This window comes from Allorhizobium sp. nf9_anc, from assembly GCF_056323085.1.
This window is the reverse complement of the sequence record NZ_JBWHZM010000003.1, coordinates 130185-153163: the sequence shown is the minus strand read 5'-3', so window position 1 is coordinate 153163 and position 22979 is coordinate 130185. Positions and strand designations below refer to the sequence as shown.

Annotated in this window: 11 protein-coding genes and 5 pseudogenes; 8 read left to right on the top strand and 8 right to left on the bottom strand. The window is 53.8% G+C overall.

Going from position 1 to position 22979, the window contains the following annotated elements:
• The first annotated feature begins 683 nt into the window (after positions 1-683).
• Entirely contained in the window at positions 684-1361 is a 678-nt protein-coding gene (locus AC02Y0_RS24110) for a hypothetical protein (RefSeq protein WP_476384414.1), read from the top strand.
• 681 nt (positions 1362-2042) lie between these two features.
• Here the strand turns inward: AC02Y0_RS24110 and AC02Y0_RS24105 are convergent.
• Positions 2043-3662, bottom strand: a complete 1620-nt coding sequence (locus AC02Y0_RS24105; protein WP_476384413.1) for a hypothetical protein — start codon at positions 3660-3662, stop codon at positions 2043-2045.
• Between the two features lie 889 nt (positions 3663-4551).
• Between AC02Y0_RS24105 and argH the strand changes: the two genes are divergently transcribed.
• Entirely contained in the window at positions 4552-6072 is a 1521-nt protein-coding gene (argH, locus tag AC02Y0_RS24100; protein WP_476384412.1) for an argininosuccinate lyase, read from the top strand.
• A 777-nt stretch (positions 6073-6849) separates the two neighbouring features.
• Here the strand turns inward: argH and AC02Y0_RS24095 are convergent.
• Positions 6850-7188 carry a transposase gene (locus tag AC02Y0_RS24095; RefSeq protein WP_476384411.1) on the bottom strand — a complete coding sequence of 113 codons (339 nt, stop codon included), beginning with the start codon at positions 7186-7188 and terminating at the stop codon, positions 6850-6852.
• A gap of 54 nt (positions 7189-7242) precedes the next feature.
• Between AC02Y0_RS24095 and AC02Y0_RS24090 the strand changes: the two genes are divergently transcribed.
• A complete protein-coding gene (locus AC02Y0_RS24090; protein ID WP_476384410.1) occupies positions 7243-7827 on the top strand; it encodes a hypothetical protein in 585 nt (194 codons plus the stop codon).
• Between the two features lie 187 nt (positions 7828-8014).
• Positions 8015-9262: pseudogene (locus AC02Y0_RS24085) on the top strand (IS256 family transposase).
• A gap of 133 nt (positions 9263-9395) precedes the next feature.
• Here AC02Y0_RS24085 and AC02Y0_RS24080 read toward each other — a convergent pair.
• Positions 9396-9755, bottom strand: a complete 360-nt coding sequence (locus tag AC02Y0_RS24080) for a hypothetical protein (RefSeq protein ID WP_476384409.1) — start codon at positions 9753-9755, stop codon at positions 9396-9398.
• Between the two features lie 216 nt (positions 9756-9971).
• A pseudogene (locus tag AC02Y0_RS24075) lies at positions 9972-10856 on the bottom strand (IS630 family transposase).
• 45 nt (positions 10857-10901) lie between these two features.
• Here AC02Y0_RS24075 and AC02Y0_RS24070 point away from each other — a divergent pair.
• Positions 10902-11393 (top strand): annotated as a pseudogene (locus tag AC02Y0_RS24070) (integrase core domain-containing protein); the annotation flags it as partial.
• 232 nt (positions 11394-11625) lie between these two features.
• Here the strand turns inward: AC02Y0_RS24070 and AC02Y0_RS24065 are convergent.
• A complete protein-coding gene (locus tag AC02Y0_RS24065) occupies positions 11626-12849 on the bottom strand; it encodes a hypothetical protein (RefSeq protein ID WP_476384408.1) in 1224 nt (407 codons plus the stop codon).
• A gap of 615 nt (positions 12850-13464) precedes the next feature.
• Here AC02Y0_RS24065 and AC02Y0_RS24060 point away from each other — a divergent pair.
• A pseudogene (locus AC02Y0_RS24060) lies at positions 13465-14139 on the top strand (IS3 family transposase); the annotation flags it as partial.
• Positions 14140-14718: 579 nt separating this feature from the next.
• Here AC02Y0_RS24060 and AC02Y0_RS24055 read toward each other — a convergent pair.
• Positions 14719-16275: an ISL3 family transposase gene (locus AC02Y0_RS24055; RefSeq protein ID WP_476384402.1), complete on the bottom strand. Its 1557-nt coding sequence runs from the start codon at positions 16273-16275 to the stop codon at positions 14719-14721.
• A gap of 536 nt (positions 16276-16811) precedes the next feature.
• Here AC02Y0_RS24055 and AC02Y0_RS24050 point away from each other — a divergent pair.
• Complete coding sequence (locus AC02Y0_RS24050; RefSeq protein ID WP_476384407.1) at positions 16812-19355, top strand: hypothetical protein; 2544 nt, start codon at positions 16812-16814, stop codon at positions 19353-19355.
• A gap of 38 nt (positions 19356-19393) precedes the next feature.
• Positions 19394-20581: a hypothetical protein gene (locus AC02Y0_RS24045; protein WP_476384547.1), complete on the top strand. Its 1188-nt coding sequence runs from the start codon at positions 19394-19396 to the stop codon at positions 20579-20581.
• 134 nt (positions 20582-20715) lie between these two features.
• Here the strand turns inward: AC02Y0_RS24045 and AC02Y0_RS24040 are convergent.
• A pseudogene (locus AC02Y0_RS24040) lies at positions 20716-20835 on the bottom strand (transposase); the annotation flags it as partial.
• Positions 20836-21373: 538 nt separating this feature from the next.
• Positions 21374-22951: an IS66 family transposase gene (tnpC, locus tag AC02Y0_RS24035; protein WP_476384406.1), complete on the bottom strand. Its 1578-nt coding sequence runs from the start codon at positions 22949-22951 to the stop codon at positions 21374-21376.
• Between the last annotated feature and the right edge of the window lie 28 nt (positions 22952-22979).

The following is a 22979-nucleotide window of genomic DNA, read 5'->3' as shown; positions in this document are numbered from 1 at the left end:
TAAGCCGCCGCAAATAATTGGCTGTCGCGCTTTTCGCTGTAACCATAAATATATATCTTTATTGATGACAATCAAACATTCATATCATCATACAAATCAATATTACATCCACTTTATCCTGCCACAGAAAAATACAAGTCACGTGAAGCGCACAGCCACTCTTGGCATTTTTCTGCTTCAGGTAAAAATACCTAATACGGCAAGTGATGGCGCAGGCTTTGAAGCCTCTGCCGAAGCAATCCAAACAGGGAAGTAGCGCAATGCGAATGAGTGTTGTGTCACGCGTATGGTTTGGCTGGCGAAAAACTACTGCCTGCTTGGCAATCACGCCATTGCCACTTGATGTGCGCTGGCCTAGGCAACCCCGCTATTTTATCTGCACCGCCCCCTCAGCTGATGAAAAAAACACGTCATCTGATCATCGCCAAGCCAATAGCGCACCGGAAGCTGCTCATCCGATGGAAGTGAAATGAACCGGACGCGTCATCATCAAATAAGCACATGATAGAGCGGAACGAAGTTACACCGATCAGATCCAAATACATTGCTCTGGCCGCCTATAAGTAGGGGCCACCTCACTACATAATCCTCCTGCTTTGTCTCCAGCAATCTAATCCAGTCACACAATACTCAGACTGATATCACTGCGTTCATAAACCTTGTTCCTCTGTCGAAACACAACAATGTCTACGGTCTCTACCACTTCCAAGACCGCGACGGTCACCAAGGCTGCCACTCCTACTGCGGCGAAGCCCACCGCCGCCTCAACCACTGGCAAGCCTGCCCCTGCCTCTACCTTCTCCTCCCGCAAGGAGGAAGAAAGCGACAGTGACGATGATGACGAAGATGACGACCAGAAGCCTAAGGCCTTCAAGGACATGAAGCCAGCTGAACGCCAGCGGCAGGTTGAAGAGGAGGCGAAGGCGCGCCGCACAAACGCCATCTTCCGCATCGTCAACAAGCAGTACCGAGAAGAAGCGACGGCGCGTGGAGCAATCAACATTTCCAAGACCAATGGACACTTCTACCAATTCCGCGGAACCATGACGTCCGATGACTACCTCGAAGCTTGGGTAAAGTACGGCTTGGCGCTCACCGTCGAGTTCGTCGAGGCGTACGACGAGGATCGAAGGCTCGCTAGGCTTGCATCGGACATGCAGAAAGCGGGACACATTCTTGCCAAGAGGGGAGCCAGCACGCTATCTCCGCTAATGCAGAGGAATGAGCAGTACCTGAGGCTCCCCCCAGGCTCGGCCAATAATACTCAGGGACAGAACACCAGCGGTGGCCAGAAGACGAAAGCCAAGCGCGGAACGCGCAACCGCGGTCGTGGTGGCCGAGCTCGCACAGGACGTGCGTGACTGGAGGGGATCTCAACAGATTTCTATCTTATATCTCGCGCTTCTGGATTAACAACAGTCGAGGGAGGACATGTTATTTCTTGAATTTCTCTTCACCCCACCATCATTTATTATGATAATCATCGATCAATAACAATATCATTCGTTTATTCGTTAATCTTAAGCAATGGACACGGATTTATCAATATATTTAATTATTTTTCCTGGTTAGTTACGAAATATTACGCCTTATTAAAATAATAAAAATTGAATATGAATATGTATTAATTTGATTAAGCTGAATAAATTCAGATAATAATTAATAGTCGACTATTACGTTGTATTTTCACAATCAACATTTATGGCAAGATACTCATTATTAAAGAGAGACAATAGTTGGATTTTAAATCTACCTAGGCGTGCATTTTGTTTGCTGCACTTAAAAAGTTGGTTGTTAATATTTTTCACTCAGAAGGGTAGTGTTTGCGTTTTTATCTTTTTTGAGTGCGTCAGTGTGTGGTCTCTCCATCTTTGGGTGTGTTGAACGCCCAGCAATACCATCAGCCTTGAAACGTTTTTACTGATGGATCATCGGCACCATTCCAGGGTTACTTCTGCTCGATCATAGGGCGAAGATGAGGTGTAAAACGCTTCTACGCCCGGCTTATTGGCGGCCGAGCACAGAGAACCAAGTATGGTCCTCTAGCCAAAAATCCGCTTCATCAAAGCGATGAGCAGAATGGCGATGAGATCCGTCCAAAAAGTGGCGACGAAGGTAGGTGGCATAATGTATCGAAGCTCTTCCGGCCGGCTGAGGTAGTTCTCGTCGGCCGCACGAGGAAGAAGAACGGCGCAGAGGGCCGGGATGGCAGCTCCCACCATATTGCACCAGACGTTGGCCGCAGAAAGAACCTCTTGTTCTGGAGAAAATACGAGGTCCAGTCCCTTCAGTGTGGCCGTCGAGTGAAAAGCCATGACAATGATGAAGACGAGCCACTGCTCCCAGAGGGCGTAACAGGATACCGCCCAAATAAGCAGGGTTAAAACCGGGAAAAGCAGCTTCTGAAAAAAGCTAAGGTTGTAAATCGTTTTGGTGAAAATACCTGCGCGAGCAGCGTAGTAGTACACTGGTGCCGCATTTTTCTTCGCATATTCAATCCACAGGAGGGACATCGCCTTGCTCTTGCCGTAAGTTTTGGCCCATGCGACAGAGCGAGCGTTAAGCTTAGCCAGTTTTGCATGTGTGTCCCTGTCCGTCTGTGTGCCTTGGGCTATCCCAGCGAAGATCCAGGCCTTAATAAGTCGCCACCACGTCATGTCGGGGCGAGCTTCCTTCACGAGCCTGAGGCACTTGATGCGAAACCAAGCGAGGTCTCCGAGTTGGATGATGATCTGGAAAGTGATTGCACCTACAGCGACACCAATGACGAAGCTTGGGCTGTCATAGAGAGCTCTCGTCTTGTAGATTATCTTCTCAAAGAATGCGATCGCAAACAGGAGAAAGCTGAGGGACGCGCCGAGGCTTCGCTGTCTACCGATCTCCCATAGGAAGGGACCGTCGGCAAGGTTGAAGTTCTTCCGAAGAAAAAGAGCAACAACGATCTGGAACAGGGTGCGAGGTCGTTGAATGCCGTTTCTCGCAACGCCAACATATTCTCCGAAGGAGTAGGATATTATCTCTGTAAAGCAATTGATTGCGATGATGCCGAAGAGACAGAGGAAGAACCCGCAGCTTTCCAGAACGGAGAGTTTTTCACCCGCTTGCCAGAACGGGAACCAAGCGGCACCATTGTCGAAGCGGAGCATTTGGCGTCGACGGTAGTCGCAGGAGCGCTTGATGTAGGTTGCCGTGAGCGAAGGTGGGCCAGATGCGAGGCTGTCGTGCAAAGCTGTCTCTTCGTCGCGGTTCAAGGCAAAGAGAAGGTCCGTGGCTGCACGGATGTGGTCCTTTCGTTCGATGCTCGCCTCGTCTTTGTGGGCTTTGTCGAGCCGTTCCATGAGACGGACCCATTCATCCCGGCGGGCATCCTCATTGGAAACGGGCAGAAATACGTCCAGCAGTTGAGTGAGAACGTAGTCATGGGTGAGAACTGGGGGACAAGCTTGAAGGGAAAGCGCGGCCAGAGCAGCGCGAGCACGTTCATCATTGTGTGAGCGCCCGATTGCCGCTCGCATTGCTTTGTCGTCGGCCGGATCAACCTCAAGCCACCAGAAGGTGTTTTTGGCTAGGAAGGTCAAAAGCCATTTGAGACCTCTCCAGATCGAGAAGACATGCCAAAGGAGGCCCATCCAGATTGAACGGATGAGGTCGTGCTGGTCCATGATAGGTGTCCAGGAGTAGGGTCGCGAGCTGTGAGTTGAGCTGCAAGCGGGTAGGGTATTGATTGAGTTGTGTTGTCTGGGTGTTGTGTTGTGTTGAGCCAGAAAGACAAATCGGACGTCCCAAGAGCATGACTTTATTCTCGAACTTAACCCAAACTCGTCCGTCGTTTCCCAAATTGAGACACAAGCGGTAGCTTGGGTGGACATGGGACACGTCAGCTTCATTGCGGTTCACGCCAATGAAACGTAAGCGGTAACAGCACTGCCATGCCAAGGCATTCACCAGGCAGACCCTTCCAATAGTTACTGCAGCCAAGCCTCACTTGGTCATCTGGTGCGCTCGAGTTGCCTGCTGATTTTGCTCACCTGCTTACAAACGATGGCGTGATTGCAAGGAAGGCGTCATCGGCATTTCTGTGATAGGTGCAATTATGCGAGCTCATGCTGCAGTCTGCGTCGCCAAGCCAATATTGGAGCTCAGCTGAGCTCGTATTCACGAAAATGGTGTCAGATGACGGAAGCTGAACCCTTGGCATCGTGCCACACGCCACGCGTCATTCATTGATTGGTTCATCTGCCTTCGGCTTCTGGTCACCTGCTGACGCCAAGCCGGAGTGGGGCTTAGCCGAGCTCGTATTCGAAAAGACACGGAGAGGAGTTGTGTACTTGGCAAACAGGCCATCACTGCGATGTGTCGGAGTTCTCCGATGTGCTCTAACTGCTGCAAAATCTGGTGATCGTGGAAGATTATAAAGCCCGTTAATTCCTCCCTCCTTCAGACGAAATACAAACACAACTCACTAAAACTTCTCCACACAACTCAACTTGTCCCAACCCAACCAACAAAAAAACCTACGCTCGTAGCTCAACCCGACCAGCTCGCGACAACATGGCTAATACCTTGCCTATTCGCCCCTCCGCGAGCGTCGACAATCGCGACATGTCCGTTGCCCCAGTGCACGCCTTCGTTTGGAACGACCTCAAGCGAAAGGAGGCAACCCAGTTCTACGAAATGTGCTGGGTCGACCAGGCTCACATGATCATGCTGATCAAGTCTCGCATCATCCCCATCGCCGACGGCAGCAAGCTCCTCGCTGCCCTTGTCGAAATCGCCAAGGAAGGCGTCGACGCTCTCCCGCAGGATCCCAGCAAAGAGAGCTTCCTTTCCTTCATTGAGGCGGCTCTGGAGGCCAAGATTGGCAAGGACCTCGCCGCCAAGCTGCACACCGCCCGCAGCCGCATCGACCAGTCCGCCACCATCATCCGGCTCGCGACCCGTGACGTCTGCCTTGACGTCATGGATCACATCATCGCCCTTCAGAAGGTGATGCTGCTCCGTGCCAAGGAGTATGCCAACTCCGCCATGTGCTACTACACGCACATGCAGCAGTCTCAGCCGGGCACTTTCGACCACTATATGCTGGCCAAGGCAGAGACCCTCGACGAGGATCTCGATCGGCTGCAAGGGGTCTTCCGCCGAATGAACAACAGCCCCTTGGGAGGGGTCGGCCGCTCCGGAACCGGATGGCAAATCGACCGGGATATCACAAAGCAACTTCTCGGTTTTGATGGCCTCGTCAGAAACTCGCTACGCTGCCGCGATACCGATTATGCGGCAGAGATGTGCGCTGTCCTTGCCCATATTATGGCGCACATCAACGACATCGCCACTGATTTGCAGCTCTGGTTTATGATCGAATTCAAGGTGATCGACCTGCCCAATAGCTATTGCGCAGTCAGCTCCATCTTCCCTCAGAAAAAGAACCCACTTACCCTCGACACCGTACGCCTCCACTGCGGGCCAGCTGTCAACTGGGGTTCCAGTGCTCTGGCAACCTATCGCTGCCTTGGGACTGGCGATCAGATCGTCCATGGAGTTGCACCCCACCTGTCGGAGGCCGTCGCCAAGACCAACAAGGTTTTGGATCACATGGCGTCGCTCATGAAGGAGCTTACCTTCAACCGAGACAGGGCCACCGAAATCCTTGCCATGGGCGGAAGCACGCTCAGCAACCTCGCTGAGTGGCTTGACAAGGAGCACCAGATCGCCACTCGCATTGGCTACAACATCGTGAAAGCTCTTGCGGCCGAATGCAGCGAGCGGAAAATCCGATACTCGGGCATTACTGCAGACATGGTCATGCACAAAGTCGCAGCATTTACTGACCGGGAGATCTCCATCACTCAAGAGGAGGTCAACACCGCACTTGACCCCGCCGAATTCATTCGCACTCGCATCAGCAGGGGCAGCATCGGTCCTGAGAATGTTCAGCTGCTCATCACCGAATGTGATGCTGCCATCAACGGAAACGCTGACTGGGTTGGCAAACAACGCCACCAGATCGAAGGCGCCAAGGCTTCTCTTGCCCAGATGGTTTACGAAATCATCCCGCGCTGGCTGTCCAACTAGACACACCTCTAAACAGCTCCATCAGGAGTGGAGGAAAGATTGGCGAGAACAGTCCGGAACGGGAACAACCACGTGCGCACCAGAATGGAAACTCGCGCAGGAAACAACGTACGTCTCATTTTGCTGCATGATTTTGAGAATACCAAAAACCACAAAAAAATTCACTTCTAGCGGCTCACCAAGCCATCACTTTAACCCAAGCAGTGTCAGAACACGCAGACACTCTTAGATAGACAAATCCAATTCTTGTCTCTCTACCACATCATCTTCTGTGCACGTGACAATCATCGTCGCAATGACCGTGAAACTTGTTTCTCAAAAAAATGAAAGAGGCAAATGTAAACATCTGAGGCCGAGGAGGAGCCCCGCCCCGAAGGGTCGCGGGAATGAAGGCGACGACCAAAGCCTCAGATGTTTACATTTGCCTCTTTCCTGCCAGCAACCTTTCCAAAATTCACTCCTACAACCAAATCCAACTCAGCCTCATAAACGACAAACTCCGTGTAAGTATGTTCTCAGGGATGGTGTCCCATGGAGTTCTCCAATCGCGGTTGTCAAGCTGGTCGGAGCGGACATCGCAGGTCAGGCTCATGGTTCTCTTCGACGTCGGCCCTTGAACGCCTCATCATGGCGTTGGACAGGCTCAGTCGACCAATGTGGTGTTCGCGGTTATCTGGACGAACCAGCACGCGCATTCCCGGGATCGGTCTTGACTGCGCCATCGTCCTGACCGGACGATCTCGCAGGTATAAGCTAACTATCGGGTATTGGAATAAATCACGCGAGCTGACTCCGCTCTTGCGATGACCAGGCGACAGCCACCTTGGCTTTTCGATAGCCGCCACGCCGGACGATGCGCAGTCCCCAGCTCTTCAAAGCGGAGAACTGTGGGATAGGCGTCAACAGCGCATTGGCTGCCTCATAAAGGCTGCGTCGAAGGAAATCATCGCTCCGTTTAGACACGCGCCCTGATCTCATCGTTTCACCTGAAGCGCAGATGCGCGGTGTCAGTCCAAGATAGGCTCCGTCGCTGGACGATCGTTTAAATCGTCCCGGGTAATCAATCGTTGAGACGAAGCCGAGCGCAGTGATAACGCCGACACCAAAGACCGACATCAGCCGTCTGACGACATTCTTCTGCCGCGCTATCGAGCGAACCTTCGCCTCAAGATGACAGATCTGCTAAAGGATGTTGGCACGTGCCCGCATCAGTGCTTCGACGGCGGCCGGTGTGGTCGGCGACGCACGGAGTTCGCCGTCGATGATTTCCTCGGCACGCTTGGCGAACCCACCAACCCGTTTGCCAAGCAGGATGCCGAAGGTGCGAAGGACACCTCTTACCTGATCCTCCAAGTCGCAGCGGGCTCGCACGAGTTGGCTACGAGTGGCAAGGAGCGCCCGAGCTTCGTGGCTTGCCGTCGAGTTTACATGAACACTCTTGCACCAACCCGTACGAACGATCTGCGCCAGGCCGATGGCGTCGTTACGGTCGTCCTGGCAGGCATCATCTTCAAAGCTGCATTGGCACGGCGAGCATCCATGCCGACTATGGGAACGCCGCGTTCCTTCAATCCATTTCATAGCAAGAACGACAGAGGACCAGTTTCGAGTCCTGCACGGGTTATCGTAAACGGATCAAGCGCGTCACCAATAGCGTATGGGCACGACGCCACCTTCCGTTCGGCAACAATCTTGCCTTCGTCATCAACAATGCAGATTGAGGTCGTTTGCTGGCTGAAATCCAGTCAGGCATGATACTTCATGGCGGTTCTCCTTATAGCTTCGGCATATTGGCCACAGTTGACAAGGGACAGTGTGGAGAGCCGCCGCCTAGAGGGCTAGGCCCTGAGCGATTACGCCATGTGGTGTAGCTTTTTTTCACAGCCATCGATGTTTTCCGGTAGGGTCGGGTTGTTCAAGACCAACCTGAGGGACACCACCGATGACCGACGACATGACGAACCTGCGCTAACTCGTTGAGAAGAGCGCCGACGCCGATTTCCTACGGGATATGATCGGCTTTGCTGCCGAAAAGCTGATGGCGCTGGAGGTCGGGACGAAGACCTGCGCGGGCTATGGCGAGAAGAACGGCTTCCGACTTGCCCAACGCAACGGCTATCCGGCCGGGACTGGGGGACGCGGGCGGGCACCGTCGAGCTGCGTATTCCGAAGCTTTGTACAGGCTACTATTTCCCGAGTTTTCTGGAGCCGCGCCGAATGGCGGAGAAGACTCTAACGGCGGTCATTCAGGAAGCTTACATCCAAGGCGTTTCGACCCGATCGGTCGATGATCTCGTCAAGGCCATGGGCATGAGCGGTATTTCCAAGAGCCAGGTATCCCGGCTCTGCGCCCCTTTCGGCGATGCAAGCATTGCCTGCCGGGCAAGGGGAAATCGACGAGAAGGTGAAGGCCTTCCTCGATCGGCCAATCGAGGAGGAATGGCCATACCTCTGGATCGATGCTACCTATCTGAAGGTTCGTCGCGGCGGACGCATCATCTCTGTCGCTGTCATCATTCCGCGGGGTCAACACCGATGGTCGACGCGAGGTGCTCGGCATGGAGATCGGCACATCCGAGGCCGAGGCGATCTGGACGGAATTCCTGCGCAAGCTGACAAGGCGAGGCCTACGCGGCGTGAAGCTTGCTGTCTCCAATGCGCATGAAGGCATCAAGGCAGCAGTGTCGAAGGTGCTTTCCGCCACTTGGCAGAGGTGCCGTGTCCACTTCATGCGCAATGCGCTCGCCCATGCCGGGAAGAGCGGACGGCGCGTAGTCTCCGCCTTCATCGCCAGGGCTTTTGCGCAGGACACACCGGAGGCCGCAAGCACCCAATGGCGCAATGTCGCTGACCAGCTCAGGCCAAAGGTGCCGAAACTCGCCACGCTGATGGATAGTGCCGAACACGATGTGCTCGCCTACATGACCTTCCCCAAGCAGCACTGGGCAAAGCTTCATTCGACAAACCCGATCGAGCGTCTCAACGGCGAGATCAAGTGACGCACAGAAGTCGTCGGCATCCTCCCCAACGACGATGCCATCGTCAGGTTGGTCGGTGTACTGCTGCTTGAGCAAAACGACGTGTATGGACCGCTCCCGGTTTGCAAGGACAATTGTACATTACGGCAGACACGGTGCTTGCGGTCGTGTATCCGGCCTGCCTGTGCGAGCCGCTCGGCCGCAGGCCTTGATGGTATTCGCGGATTGGTGGCCAGACAAATGGACGAGCTCACGTGGCTCGCATCATTCTATGGGCATTTACCGAACCAGGATCATGCCGGTTTGCCATCACATTCGCTTACCCTCGCAAGCCAGCACTGGTCGTCAGATGAGTGCTGAAGCTACTATGCTGCAGACGGTGTCGCGGCAACTGGTCTGCGTTACTTCTCTCCACGCGTCAGCATTGCCCACAAAGCGCGTGCCGTTTTGCGCCCGACGGCGACAGCGGCGACGTTGGTCGGCATGCGTGCTGCAAGCGCAATCAACCAAGGACGAGGCGTCACGTTTTTGCGGAACAGCTTTCCGACTATCGCTCTCGCGCCATGGATAAGAAGCGCCCGCGAATATCGGTCGCCTCGCTGGTTCCGCCAATGCGCTCCTTCTTGCCGCTCGCATGTATCCTAGTGCCAGCCCGAGCCAGGCTGCAAAGTGTCGTGCTGACTGGATCTGACGGCCTTCTCCCACAGCTGCGACAATAGCGGTTGCAGTGATCGGGCCTACACCTGATACGGTCGCCAGCCGAAGACTATCTTCGTTGTTTCTATGCCACTCACCAATCTGTCCTTCGACCGCAGCTATCTGTTCTTCGAGTACATCGATATGGTCAAACAGGGTATTTATCGCTTGGCAGGTGACCCGCCACTGCGAATTTTCTCCAGAATTGATTAGAGCGCATCCACTTTACTCGGGGTCATATCCGCAGGATTTGAAGTAGTTGGCGCATTCTTGCGGCTCGAACAGCATGACGATGTGGCCGACCGTATTCCATAAGCCCTCGACGGTCCGCTCGGCTTTGGCGCGCAAGACAGTTTTGAGCTTGGCGAAGGCTTTCTCGATGGGGTTGAAGTCTGGACTGTAGGGCGGAAGGTAGAGTAACCGGCACCCTGCACCTTCGATTGCGAGACGCACCCCCTCCGTTTTGTGTGCCGACAGGTTGTCCATGATGACGATGTCGCCCGGCACCAAGGTTGGAATGAGAACCTGTTCGACATAGGCTTGGAATGCGACGCCGTTCATTGCGCCGTCGAGGACCATGGGCGCGGTCATGCCCGTAAGCCTGAGTGCCGCCGGTGAATGTCGTCGTCTTCCAGTGCCCGTGGGGGATCGGGGAGCGGCATCGATCTCCGCAAGGGGCTCGTCAGCGAAGCCGGGGCATCTTCGTGCTCAGGCCTGTTTCATCAATGAAGACGAGGCGCGCCGGATCGAGATCGAGCTGGCCGTCGAACCAGTCCTCGCGACGTTTCAGGAGATCGGGACGCTCCTGCTCCAGTGCATGTGCGGTCTTTTTTTAAAAGTCCAGCCGCGCTTTCGCAGCCAGACATCAAGCGCACTTCGGCCGATCGATACGGCTCTTTCCTCGTGCAATCGCTGGACCATCTCATTGAGTGTGATGTCCTTCGCCTCTTCGATCATCCCGAAGATGAAGTCCTCGTGAGTATCCAGGCGTGAGCCGCCGCGTCGGCCCTGCTTCGCCGGGGTCAACAGACCAGCTCGCGCACTCGCAATCCAGGCGATGGCTGTCGAAACCCTAATCCCAAATCGGGCTGCCGCTGAACGCGCCGACATGCCATCCCGCGACGCAGCCAGAACGCGGCTACGCAGATCATCACTGAAAGCCTAGCGGCGACCCCGGACACATCGATATCAGGTCGTCGTGTTGCACGACAGCTGACGACGCTTATCGAGCGACGGGGTAAGCCCGGCATGAGTTTTTCCGACAACGGGACCGAACTAACCTCGGATGCTATCCTGGCATGGTCGAAGGATCACAAGGTCGAGTGGCACTACAGCGCGCGGGGAAGACCAATGCAAAACGGCTATGTCGAGAGTTTCAACGGCCGCATGCGTGACGAGCTGCTCAACGATAGCCTGTTCTTCGGTCTCGACCATGCCCGAAGCGCCATTGCGGAATGCGCCGACGAGTACAATAATTTTCGGCCACACTCATCGCTCGGATACCAGACCCCGGCGGATTATGTCGGCATCATCGCCGCAATCGGCTAAAACGCTAGGCAATGTGGTGGCTTCGCGTTTCCGCCGGTTGCTCCCACCGCGCCATTTCGCGTAGCAAAAAACGCCGAGGCTCTAATCGCCGCCGCATGAAAGTTCAGTGGCAGGTCAGCTACATTAGGGCTCGAGCGTGGAAATGGGGGCTGACGCCGTATTCTTAACAAGAAACGCCTTAAAGGTCTTCATGGGTAAGCTTCGGGTTGTATCTGACCACCGTCAAGGGTGATGCGGACTGTTTCCAACGGACCGCGACCAGCTTCCGTCACTGATGTGATAAATCTTGATTCGAGGGAATAGCTAAGTCGTGCATCAGGAAATCATAGACTCACCATCGATCACGCACTCTTGTTCGCTCGTCATACGTAACACGACCAAGCACCCTGTCTTCCGTATCCCACGTTTCCCGCTTTTCGTCATAAGCTTCTGCAGGTAGCACGCCCTCGGCAACCCGTCTAACGTCATCGGTCGACGGATATTTTGATTCCACGGCTGCCTGATGGGCGAGGATAAGTTCGGCGCGTGTTTTCGCCGAAATCTGCTGCTTACCAGCAGGTCGACCAGAGCCAGTGTTGTCCGAAATATGAACGGTTGGTGAGCTTTTCAACATATAACCAAAACTGTTGCGGGCCGCACTAAGTGTCGCATAGTCCGGATATGCTCCATAGGGAGAGCCCTTTTCACTGGCCCGTTGGTGAATGAAGCCGTAGTCCAGAATATGCAGCTGGCCTGCAACAGAGAGGTTTTCTCCCGTCGCAATGGTCTTCGTATCCCGCAATGCGCTTCTTACATGGTTGCGGAATACACCTGGGTCATTCCAACCGTGATCGGACCCTACAATTTTGACCTTTCCTGACATTACATCGTAAGTGTTTTGAGAGCTTATGTGAGCCTGGTGCAGATCGCCGAGTTCATAATAGGCCATACCCTTGTCCGCAGCCTCTCTGCCCTCTTTGGACGTCCGTTGCATAGGATAGGGATGCGCCGTTGCGAAGGAATACAAATGTTCGCTCTCAAACCGGCTACGATATTTGCCGTCATCATCCACAGCGCCGCCTGAAATGTCGTGGCCGTAGCGCGCCAGCCGCTCACGCTCCTTGTATCTATAACTATAGGTTCCAGGAGCCTTTCCAGGAACTGAAGATTGAGACGGTTCGATTGGATGAACCGTGTGGCTAACTGTATTGATCTCTGGTGGCCTGTCGCTGAATTGTTGCTGCTTGCTCTTCAATGACGGAACGGTTGGTCGAGAATCAATTGCGTCGAGTGCCCGACTTATTTCCTTTATGTCAAAAGCGGCGCTGTCGGTCGGACGTTCGGCGGTCGATTGCATAATGGGTATACCCGAAGCCATCGACGCTGGCGCATAAGGAGGGGGGGAGGACTGGTGACGGGTCGTGCCCCGTAAGGTGTCCGCGTCACCAGACAAGGACCCTTTGGAAGCGGTGTAATACTTATCCTCGGAATTTCTTTCTTGAATCTGCACGTTATTCTCGGCATGCAACGAAATTCTTTTACCGAACAAAGTCTGTATTTTTCTGAACAAAGCCATGAATGAGTTATTTCAAAAAGAGACCGTGTAGATCCATGTTTGGCCGGCAAGCTAGACCGTCATGAGGAATCGACTCGGTGGCGCATTTGGCTAGGTCGGTTTTTATTGCACGGGTACAATTCATCGGAACCGTATCTATCGTTCGTGAGCACGGGATGTAGCTCACATAATATTGGCGCCTTCGGGTAAATTTTTTTTCGGTCGACCCAGCTACCTCAACTGTTTGCTATTAATGCATACTCGGCAGCAACCAAAGAAAGAAGCGGTTACGATAGTAATTATTTTGAAGAGATTGGGTCATGCGCAATGTTCCCCGCGGCGAACTCCCGGCTCATCCTAGCTTCGGTCTATGCCGGGAGAGTTGTGGAGCGACGGAAGTCACGGTTGGGCGCCAATTCAACGGATTGCCGCTGACTTACCCCCAACAAATTGAGCCATTCAGAGCTGGAATTTTCAGCTTATGATCCCTGCGGGGACAGAGGAGAATTCCGATGAAGGCAGCAACGTTTAACGAGGCGCAGATTGCGTTCGTTCTGAAGCAGGCGGAGGACAGCACTAAATAGCCCCGAGATTTGTAGACACCTTCTTCCCTAATTTTGAGGCAAAAAGATTACCATAAGCAAATCGAGTTTCAGCGAAGAGTTTAAGCGAGACGCGGTACGTCAGATCACAGAACGAGGCTATCCGGTTGTGGAGGTCTCGCAGAGTCTGGGTGTGAGCTCGCACTCGCTCTATGAGTGGAAGAAGAAGTTCTCTTCCGTGTCTGGCAACCAGGGCAACGACCAGGCCGACGAGATCAGGCAGCTTAAGAAGGAACTGGCGCGTGTAACCAATGAGCGCGACATCCCAAAATGCGACCGCGTATTTCGCCAGGGATGCAAAGTGAAGTACGCGTTCGTTGCCCAGCATCAGCAGCGATTTTCGGTACGAATGATGTGCCGCCTGTTACGCATCCATCCCAGCAGCTTCTATGGTTGGCTTCGGATGCCCTTGAGTAAGCGTGCCTGTGAGGACAAGCGGCAGATCGATCTGCTCAAAACGGCTTGGAAAGACAGCGGCAAGGTCTACGGGTATCGCAAGCTTCATGACAACCTGCTCGATCACGGCGAAGCATGCCGCCCCAACCGGGTTGCACGTGTGACGCGGATTGCCGGCATAAAGGCTCAGATCAGCTACAAGCGCCGTCCTCGAGTTTACGGTGGCAGGCCTTCCATTCCCATCGACAACACGCGGGCTCGGCAATTCGACGTCGCGGCCCCGGACAAGGCTTGGGTCACCGACATAACCTATAGTGCGCCTCGCCCCAGCCGGGGAGGCATATGACTGGAATGCAAAGAGAAAGGAGGATGTGAAGAATTGCCTTCCCCCTGCTGCGAGGGGGCATGAGCCCAAGCGGCGGCGACCTGCCGTCAACTGGCAGGGTGACGTAGCCCGCAGGTAAAGGGGATTGAGGCGAAGCCGTTACGCCGAGATGGTTCCCGAGGCTGAAGTATTGGAGGGTTGAGGAACACGAACCAGTTAACCCGCATCTGAGGGCTGAAAGGTCGCCTTCGCCTACACGGCTTAACAGGCGAAATGCTGATGAAGCTGCCGGACACGTATGTCGGCGGCATCCGAATACGGTCGTATATGTAGGTCGCCCGTATGGGGTCATGGGGAGAATGCAGTCGGACCATGACATCGGCATCGACTTGCGGAACGCAAGGGAAAAGACTGCGACCGGCAACCTCACCAATGCGCTGACGTCCAGCATATGAACGAGGGAAGGCATGATGGAATGACCACGAAGTATTGCGTCCCAAGGGAGTTGACCCTGATTGTGAATCGGCGTGCAAAATTGGCTCTGACGCAATTTTGGTGGCCAGAGGCCTATCCGGCGCCAATGACGCGGGCCTGAAGGAGGTCGATTTTCCCTCGGCCGTACATCTGGCGTTTTACAAGCTTGAGCTTGGTAATCTGCCCTTCTGTCTTTCTATTTGACCACGGCAAACTGATCGGGGCACTCACGGCTGCCCGGTCTTTGGCGACACCATTGGCGAAGGCCGCGACCAAGCTTGATCGGGCCCGTTCCAGCCATGGTTCGAGATCGGCAAGAGATTTCTTGCGGATGATGGCTTGGAGAGCGGCGACGACTTCCCGCGCCTCCACGAGTTGCGGCACGAAGCCTTCAATCGCGGCAACCGTAACGGTCTGAGACTTGGAGAGATCGTCGCGAGCGATGGTCATGAGGCGTGCCAAAGTCCGTGCCGACGGCGTACGGCTCAACGCTTCGCAATCCATCTTTTCCGCCTTTCTCCGACGCGTCGCCCACTCGGTTACGACACGAAGGCAGCCCTGGAATCCCTGGCGCGTCAGGTCTCGCCACAACTGTGTGCCATTGCGGTGACCGGCACTCCACTGCGCGTCGAGCCATGGCAGATAAACTTCAAGGGAGCTCTCCCGCACGCGGAACACCTCAGATCGCTGACCGCGTAGCACCCGCCTGACGAGGCCGCGACTGTGCCCTGTGCAACGAACGATTTCTTTGATTGCAGCACCGGACTTGGCCAAGTCCAAAATGACGGCGTTCGTGTCTTCTCGATGCAGATATCCCTGATATTGGATCAGCTCTGCTGCCGTCAGCAGCTCCGTGTTGATCGTTACCGACCCGATCGCTGTTCTGATCTGTCGCATCGATTTGCGGACGGCGTCGAGGAATGCCCGACTGGCGTTCTCCATCAAATGCCATCGATCGGCCACTTGGGTCGCGTCCGGCAATGCCTTGGCTGCAGCAAGGGCGTAGGCGCCACCGCAGTCGCGGGCGACGACACTGATCTGTTGCTGACCCGAAAGCCAGGCCTGAGCGGTTGCCGGTTCTCGGTCTGGCAGAAGTGCAATGGTTTTGCGCCGTTCGAGATCGCAGATGATCGTCCCGTAACGCTGGTTGCGCCGCCATACCCAGTCGTCGATGCCGATCACCGTCGGCGGAACGATACGCGGGGTGCCGCGCCGTCGGACGACACGCAGCAAGGTGTCGTTGCTGACCGGCACCATCAGTCTGCGGGCGATAGTCGCCGCCGGTCGCCCACCCAAAGCAAGCCCGAGATGGTGGACGATGTGATCAAGCCGCGCAGTGCGCCGCGCCCACGACGCCAGGACATCTGCCTCAAAGCGCTCGGCAAAAATCCGTCGGCCACACAGCACTGCGTCACAGTAGAAGCGGCGTGCGGCAATTACCAATCGCACAGACTTTCCCGCGATGGGAAGATCCGTCAGGCGTCGATGATAACGACTGTGTATCCGCGCAGATCTTGTTCCGCAGCCTGGACAACCGCTGGATATATCCGTCGATCGGACAGTGAGTATGATGGCATCGCCAGCAGAAGCTGTCTCATCGATGACAAAGCCTCGAGGCACGAGTGCGGAGGGGCGAAGCGAATGAACCATGGCGCTGATTCCTTCTGCAAAACCAACGCCAGCCGACGCCCAGAATTCATCAAAAGTGAGTCAGAGCTAATTTTGCACGCCGATATGGGGTCAACTTTCCGCGCCGATTGACACTGACTGCGTGGTGTTCACCGCCAGCTCGACATTCGAGCACGTTTCTAAACCGCTCTTTTTCCCAATGAAAGAACGCAAGTACGTAACTATGAAATTCACCGTTACAATATTACAAAATCCCAGCTGGAAGCCATATATACGAAGATACAAACAAAATAACAAATAAAGTAATATCGCCATTAAAAGTTAACGGATGTCATTCAATTACACTTGTAACAAATAGTTATAAATACTTGCACTAAACCGAATTTGGTTCAATTATCCTGAAACTTCGCTCTGATTGCATCATCATTTTGCGATGTTCGACAAGGGTTTATATTTCCATAAGGGTCATCAAAGAGGTCCATACAGTTAACTTTCACAACCCGGTGAAACACGCACCATTAATCTCAAGAAGCGCCAGCCGATGAGGCAATATTTTGATGGAAGATAATCCTGAGGCCGACATAGCCGCAAAACGCATTTCGGATACAGCACACCTCTTTGATAATGATGACGACGAAATCACAGAGATTAGTAATTCAGATCACCATGGTGCTCATGAGATCAGTTCTCCCGCCACCTCACAGCACGACATCTACAGCGTGACACCACCCTCCATAGCTGCACCTGTGGGATACGAGAGAGGCATAGCCGCTTTGGCGGTAGATCAAACCCGGACTTTTGAAAACAACGTCAGGAATTATGACAGCATGGAGCCCAAAATATATGCGTCCGGGGTTACTGAATCCCCATCACCGACCCTATCCACGAATAGCAATGCAATTGGCAATGATGAATCTGTTGGAAGTATCCTAGGTAAAAGGAAGCGTCCTCTCGAGTATGACAGCTCTGAAAAGAGTGACGTGCGACCGTATAAAATCTCCAAACCGAGCCTTGCAAATGGGGATGGAACTGAAATTACATCTCAAGATGGCGGGCACAACATGACTCTCCCGATATCCACCTCAAACCAAAGTTTGGAAAACTTATCTCCTCAACCCCATACGCTACCAACCACGTTAATGGAAGAGCCGATAAAGCTAGACGAAAACGATAAGCAGCCCCAATTTGATGCATCTTACAACGCTCCAGCCACAATAAGCTCACCTCTCCAGGATGCCACGAACTTAGCGTCCAATCAGCCAACGCCGCATATTTCACCTCAAGGTGAGGGGCGTAATACAACTTCGCCGCTATCCCGTCCAAACCAGAGTTTCGAAAGTTTATCTCCTCAATCCTATGCGCGACAAACCGCGCCGGTGGCAATGCCAATGAAACCAGACGAAAATGAACTCGTGGAAAACGCTATGCAGTCCCAGCTTGATACGCCTGAAAGTGGTCCAGACACAATGAGCGCTCCTGTCCGGACTGCCACGAACTTAGAAGCCGCTCAGGCTACGCCGGCGGTTTCATCTCAAGGTAGCGCGCCAAATATGACATCGCCAACATCCCCTCTAAACCAAATCTTGGAAAATCATCTACCCACCGAAGCGAATGAAATGGCTGCTGCAGAGACAAAACTTAGCCGGGACAACGATATGGATTACGAAGTCAACAATCCGAATATAAAGGTCGAGCCTGACTTGCCGAAACAGGACATGCCGCTTTTTACCGCCAATACCTCCGGTTACAGCCAACCATTCACCTTTGTTCCGAAAGCGGAGCAGACGATGGTGGTCAATCCTTATGCAGTATCGGACACTGCTACTACAGTTGCTATCTTTCCAGACCCAGAAAGCAAGCCGACAGATGGTACCACGCGCTACCTGACCGACGATATGCACCGGTATCGATACGGGCGGCCTGCCCCATTGGAAGCGCTTAACAGTAGCCAAACTTTGATCAAAGGTTTGGACGACACTATCGTAACAAAAGCAGAGCACCTCGATAGGCTGCTCAACACACCATCGCGAATACCTGGGAAGACTTCCTCCCAAATCGCCCAAGACGAATTCGGTAAAATGAAGCTTGATGTCAACAAGGTTGACAGAAAAGTCAAGCCGTTGGCGGACTACCCCGCGATGGCTCGCTTCGATAATTCCTATATTGCATTTGATCCCAACAAGTCACAACGAAGAACATTAAAGGAAGCACTGCAGGCATCCGATAAGCTATGGCTCCAGGATAAAGACGGCAAGCTGGTCACGACTGAGGCTTTTGATAAACGCCATGGACGGAATGCAGCTGCCATCGAATATGGCAAGCTTTCTGCTGTGGCTTTCGAAGAACGCCGTTCCGACATTCCTATTGCCATGTACCGCGCTGGCGTCAAAGGAAAAGAATATGTCTCGCATGAGGAATATGAACGACAGCGCACAGGTGATAAACCGCCCTTGGGCATGCATAAGGATAAGTCAGCGCGTGAAGTGTTACTTCAATCGCCAGACGGAAAATCCGTTCTTTCTCCCAAGGATTACAAAAAATACGAATCAGATAGCTATCTGGCGACCATGAATGCGGCAGGCCTTGATCTGGCGATGGGCGATAGGTCGCCCGCTGCAGATTCTTCCCGACCAATCAAGCTGGTTTCTCATGACGGCAAACTAATCGAAGCCAAAAGTTTCATTAGAGAAACCGGTTCCAAACCGGACAAGGACGACGTATTTAGCCAAGAGGTTTTCAATGGAACGGCTAGGGGTAGCTTTCACGATAGGCAGAAGTTCCGTAGTCTCGCCGAATTGCGAGGAATTACGAAGGCACCTTCAGCGCGCACGCTGAAACCCAATGTATTGAATAATAATATTCACCAGAAAGTCAGTAAACTTTCTAGCTCTGGAGGGATAAGAAAAATTCAATCGGACAGTCCTGGCAAAGCGAAAGCGCCAGGCTACCAAGCGAAAACTCCCGCGAAACCGACAAGTAAACCCAAGCAGGCGATCGATAACGTCAACGTTAATATATCCAACATTGCCAGAGACGCAAACAGCGCCAGACAGGGCGTTCTTTACGACAACCGTGCCCGCAGTCAGAGCCTCAGCCGCTGAAACCGAACGGCCCTTAGTCGGGGCTAAGGAAGAATATTATGGCCAATTCCAATGATAAAGACAAAGCTCGTCGCGGTTCGATGAATGACGATGACGGAGCCTCGATCTATGAGGATGCCCGCACTTTCTTGGACAAGCGAAAACGTATCGACTTCAAGAACGACAAAAAGTACGGCGGCTTCGAGAACAAAGGAAACTACGAAAAACTGAGCTCAGATTTTCTTGGATTTCAAACCAAGTCTAGAACGCGCCAGGAAGTAGATGGTTTCACCACTGTTGAGGTATCAAAAGATTGGCGTCCGTGGAAAAAGGATACCATCTTTGCTGGAAAGAATGCGGAGGGTGATGACGTAGTACTTGGCCGACGCTCTAAAAACATGTTCAGTGATAAGCATGTCGCCTACGACGCTCCAGGTGACAAACATATCACACGAGAAATGGACAGGCACGTAGTACCTGGGATACCCAGAAGTAAGCCCGGGCTGTCCATAAGTTATAGCAAAAGTGCCGAGGGAAAAGCAACGCCGACCGGTCTAACGATTGGATCGTTATCCATATCGCGCTCAAAAAGCGAAGATGGAACCTCACATTTCAAAATCGCTTTAGGCAAAAACTTTCGCTATGAGAAAAATGTCGACAGTAAAGGGACAACGTCGCGTAAACTAGGAATTACGAAGCACTACTCTACAGATTCGAGGAATGACAATGAGGGAAATTTAATTAGCTCCGCAAAAGAGCTTTTTGGCAGAGCACGCGTATTTTACAAAGATACCACCGGAGAGGTTGAATACTCAGTTAAAGGGAAAGCCGATACTCCTGTTAACCACGATGATCTCGTTAAAGGAATTGACAAGCGTGAACATGTCAAAGTTCGCAGACTGCAACGTGTCAACTCAGAACAAGAATTAGTGATTGATTATAAAAGAGGCGCATTAGGGCTAAATTCGAGGGATTATCGCAGGGGTGGAAACGACGAGAATGACCGGCTGACCGTAAGAAGACTCGGATTCACCTCTCGCATTGACCAACCAGGGAAGGATTTCGGCAAATCCCCACCAGAAAAGCCTTTAAAGATTCCAGGTGCGTTTCCAAACGAGGTCTCACCTGAAAACAAAGTTATTGCAAATGAAAAAATGTTCAAAAAAATGAAAGAGTTTAAGGCTGCGCGCGGGCTAGATGATCGCGCAGGCGAGCGAGCAAGGGGCAACTCACCAATTTCCATTTGATGCAATGGAGCTAACATCGAGTGGTGGCTTCGTTCATTTATAGATACTGCCTGTCCAAGCTCATCAATGCCCAACCGTTCTCTGCGCTGCCGGTAGAGTTGAGACGGTGAGGCCCCGATCTGCCGCGCAACTGCCGACATGTTCACACCGGGCTGACAGGCCTGCTCAACCGCTGTGGCCTTGAATTCGTTGGACCAGTACCGTCGCAACTGTCGCGGCGACCCGTCAAGGCGATCGGGCACCTCCTCAATCATTGGTATCAACCCAAGGTTAGCCGCAGGCCTGAACATAGTAACCGGTGTTTCCAGCACACCACCCAATCCGCTCTTCCGTTGCAGAGATTGCGCGATCCCTTCATAGTTGCAGGCATGTGAGGGTGAATAGCGATGCTTAGAAGGAAATACGATGCGAAGGTGACACGAGAACTCGCGGTGATGAGGATCGTGTTCACATTGATCGGGTTAGCGGCCTGCTCGGCCATCGTTAGGTTTTATTTGTGGCGGCTCCAGCATTTTGAGCGTTCCGTCGCGACTGTGGAAGCCGTTTGGGACCAAGAAGTGAATCGTCGTGGGACGACAGTCGTGACGATGGCGGAGCTATCTTTCTCAAGGACTACTCCGACTGGGGCGGCTATTGCGTGTAAGTACCAGTTTGAGATCGGTACGCCTCGGGATGGTTTCAAAGTCGGAGATAAGCTCGACATCATACCAGCGACTGGAACTTGCCAGCGCGCTGACATTGTTGGCCGACGCGGTGTAAACCCTTAGGCTATCGTGACAAATCTTCTATGCGTCAGCGTCCTGGCGCGTTCCACGGCAAGAGTTCCTCGATCCGGCCTTGCTTGTGGCCTTTGACGATGGCGGTGAGTGTGGCGGTCAGATACGCCTGCGGATCGACGGTATTGAGTTTGCACGTTTCGACAAGCGAGGCGATTGTTGCCCAGTTCTCAGCACCAGTGTCGTGCCCGGCAAAGAGCGCATTCTTGCGATTGAGGGCTATCGGCCGGATGGTCCGCTCGACACTGTTGTTGTCGATCTCGATGCGCCCATCGATCAGAAAGAGCTTCAGGCCATCCCAGTATTTGGCGATGTAGGCCAAAGCCTCGCCGAGCGGGGATTTTGTTGCGACACGGACAAGGTGATGGGCGAGCCAAGTCTGCATATCGGCGACCAGTGGCGCTGACCGCTCCTGCCGTCCAGCAAGGCGAGCTTCCGGATCAAGACCGCGCAGTTCGGCCTCGATCCGATACAGTTCACCAATCCGCTTGACGCCGTCCTCGGCAATCGGCGCTGAGCTGTTGCGGGTGATCTCCACCAGCTTGCGACGGGCGTGTGCCCAGCAATAGGCAAGCTGAATGTCCGGGCCAACGCGCTCTGGGGCGATCAGCCTGTTGTATCCTGCATAGCCATCGACCTGCAGGATACCGGAGAAGCCCTGCAATATTCGTTCTGCATGAATGCCTCCTCGACCAGGCGCATAGGTGAAGGCGACGCCCGGCGGAGCGCCGCCGTTCCATGCACGATCATCACGCGCCAGCGCCCAGAAGTATCCGGTCTTGGTCTTGCGGGAGCCGGGATCGAGAACCGGGGCACGGGTCTCGTCCATGAACAGCTTGGTTGATCGCTTCAGGTCGCCGATCAACGCATCGAAGACGGGACGCAGCTCATAGGCTGCCCGGCCGACCCAGTCGGCAAACGTGGAGCGGTCGAGATCGATGCCTTGGCGGCTTATGATCTGGGCCTGCCGATAGAGCGGAAGGTGATCGGCATATTTGGAGACCAGCACATGGGCGACGGTCGCTTCCGTCGGCAGCCCTGCCTGGATCAGCCGTGCTGGAGCCAGAGCCTGAACAACGCCATCTGTGCAGGCACGGCAGGCATATTTGGGGCGACGGGTGACAATGACACGGAACTGCGCCGGGACAACATCCGGCCGTTCGGAAACATCCTCGCCGATGCGATGCAGGCAACCGCCGCAGGCGCAGATCAGGCTTTCCGGCTCGATCACCTCTTCGATACGGAGAAGATGCTTTGGAAGGGAGCCGCGATTGATGGCGCGTGGCTTGGCAATCCTGTTTCCAGCAGGAGTGTCCGCCTCATCCTCTGCATGGATAACGGCCATAGCCGTCTCCAGGTCTTCCAGCGCCAGGTCGAATTGATCAGGATCGGTCTTCTCGGATCTGCGTCCGAAGGCTGCCTGCTTGAATGCTGCAACCAGCTTCTCAAGCCGTTCGATCCGCTCATCCTTGCGGGCGATGTGCTCATCTTTGCTGGCTATCGCGACGTCCTTGGCCGCCTCGCTTAGCCGCGCCGCCATCAGCATCTCCTTCAGAGCGGCAACATCATCGGGAAGGTCGGCGGCTTCAAGCATGGCTGGAAGCTACCAAATCCCGAGCCGA